The sequence below is a fragment of the Arthrobacter livingstonensis genome (assembly GCF_003219815.1).
Classification (GTDB): domain Bacteria; phylum Actinomycetota; class Actinomycetes; order Actinomycetales; family Micrococcaceae; genus Specibacter; species Specibacter livingstonensis.
This window is the reverse complement of sequence record NZ_QJVD01000079.1, coordinates 1-2,738: the sequence shown is the minus strand read 5'-3', so window position 1 is coordinate 2,738 and position 2,738 is coordinate 1. Positions and strand designations below refer to the sequence as shown.

Sequence of the window (2,738 nt, the reverse complement as noted above, 5' to 3'; positions counted from 1 at the left end):
GAGACGAAAGTTCCCATATTTTGAGCGGGTTGACTAACCAGTTGCCTGATCGTGATCCGGAGGAGACGGCTGAGTGGCTGGAGTCCTTGGATGCGTTGATTGGTGATCGTGGCACGGAGCGTGCCCAGTTCATTATGCGTAGCCTGCTCCAGCGCGCGGGTGCGCAAAGTGTTGGCGTGCCGATGGTCACGACGACTGATTATGTGAACACGATCCCGGCGGACCAGGAGCCGGCGTTCCCGGGCGATGAGGAAATCGAGCGGAAGTACCGTGCGTGGCTGCGCTGGAATGCCGCCGTGATGGTGCACCGTGCGCAGCGTCCGGACATTGGGGTCGGCGGTCATATTTCCACCTATGCCGGTGCGGCGACCTTGTACGAGGTCGGCTTCAACCACTTCTTCCGGGGCAAGGACCACGCCGGGGGCGGGGACCAGGTCTTTTTCCAGGGCCACGCGTCCCCGGGCATGTATGCCCGCGCGTTCCTGGAGGGCCGCCTCTCGGAGGAGGACCTGGACGGGTTCAGGCAGGAAAAGTCCAAGGAAGGCCACGCCCTGTCCTCGTACCCGCACCCGCGCCTGATGCCCGAATTCTGGGAATTCCCGACCGTGTCGATGGGCATTGGCCCGATGAACGCGATCTACCAGGCCCAATCCAACCGGTACCTGCACAACCGCGGCATCAAGGACACCTCCGCCCAGCACGTCTGGGCGTTTTTGGGCGACGGGGAAATGGACGAACCCGAATCCCGGGGTTTGTTGCAGCTCGCCGCGAACGACAAGCTGGACAACCTGACCTTCGTCATCAACTGCAACCTCCAGCGCCTGGACGGGCCGGTGCGCGGCAACGGCAAGATCGTCCAGGAACTGGAGGCGTTCTTCCGTGGTGCCGGCTGGAACGTCATCAAGGTGTTGTGGGGCAGGGAATGGGATGACCTCCTGGCCCGCGACACCGACCATTCCCTGGTGAAGGTCATGAACGACACCCGCGACGGGGACTACCAGACGTACAAGGCCGAGTCCGGCGGCTTCGTCCGCGAGCACTTCTTTGGCCAAACCCCGCAAACCAAGGAACTCGCCGCGCACCTCACCGACGACGAGGTCTGGAACCTCAAGCGCGGCGGCCACGACTACCACAAGGTCTACGCCGCGTACCAGGCCGCGGTGGAGTTCAAGGGCAAGCCGACAGTGATCCTGGCCCACACCGTGAAGGGATACGGGCTCGGCACCCACTTCGAGGCCCGCAACTCCACGCACCAGATGAAGAAGCTGACCCTGCAGGACCTCAAGGACTTCCGCACCCACCTGCGCCTGCCCATCAGCGACGAGGTCCTTGAAGCGGACCCGTACCGTCCCCCGTACTACCACCCCGGGATGGACACCCCGGAAATCAAATACATGATGGAACGCCGCGCGGCCCTGGGCGGCTTCGTCCCCGAACGGCGCACCCGGCACAGCGCGCTGACCCTGCCCGGGGAGAAAACCTACGACGTCGCCAACCGCGGCTCGGGCAAGCAACACGCCGCGACGACCATGGCGTTCGTGCGGCTCCTCAAGGACCTCATGCGCGATAAGGGCATCGGCCAACGGATCGTCCCGATCATCCCCGACGAGGCCCGCACCTTCGGCATCGACGCGTTCTTCCCGACCGCGAAGATCTACAACCCCAACGGGCAGAACTATTTATCCGTGGACCGGGACCTGGTCCTGGCCTACAAGGAATCCATTTCCGGACAGATCGTCCACGCCGGCATCAACGAAGCCGGCTCCGTGGCCGCGTTCACCGCCGCCGGGACCGCGTACGCCACCCACGGGGAACCATTGATCCCGATCTACGTGTTCTACTCCATGTTCGGCTTCCAACGCACCGGTGATTCCTTCTGGGCCGCCGGGGACCAAATGACCCGCGGCTTCATCATCGGCGCGACCGCAGGACGGACCACCCTGACCGGGGAAGGCCTCCAACACGCCGATGGGCACTCCCCGATCCTGGCCTCCACCAACCCCGCCGTGATCTCCTACGACCCGGCCTACGGCTACGAAATCGGCGTCATCGTCCGCGCCGGACTCGAGCGCATGTACGGGCCCGACTCCACCGACCCCAACCACATGTACTACATCACCGTCTACAACGAACCCATCCTGCAACCCAAAGCCCCGGAAAACATGGACGTCGAGGGCATCGAAAAGGGCATCTACCTGCTCAAGAAGGCCGACCACGAGGGCCCGCGGACCCAACTGCTCGCCTCCGGCGTGTCAGTACCCTGGGCATTGGAAGCCCAACAAATCCTCGCCACCGAATGGGGCGTCGCCGCGGACGTCTGGTCCGTGACGTCCTGGACCGAACTGCGCCGCGACGGCCTCGCCGCCGAGGAAGACGCCTTCCTCAACCCCGACAGCGCCGAACGCGTCCCCTACATCACCGCCAAAATGGCCGATGCACACGGACCCGTCATCGCCGTGACCGACTACATGAAAGCCGTCCCGGACCAGGTACGCCAATTCCTGCCCAACGACTTCGCAACCCTGGGAGCCGATGGCTTCGGCTTCTCCGACACCCGCGCCGCCGCCCGAAGGTACTTCAAGATCGACTCCCACTCCGTGGTGGTGCGTGCCCTGCAAATGCTCGCCAAGAACGGCAAAGTCGACACCGACGCACCCCGGAAGGCCGCGGCCAAGTACGACCTCCACAACATCAACGCAGGAACCACCGGCAACACCGGCGGCGACAGCTAACCCCCA

The 2,738-nt window shown here is 64.2% G+C and carries 1 protein-coding gene; it reads left to right on the top strand.

All coding sequences use genetic code 11. The features are described 5' to 3' along the window. The coding region (gene aceE, locus CVV68_RS22770) for a pyruvate dehydrogenase (acetyl-transferring), homodimeric type (protein ID WP_245933746.1) at positions 1-2,732 on the top strand (2,732 nt) is incomplete at its 5' end. Positions 2,733-2,738 lie beyond the last annotated feature (6 nt).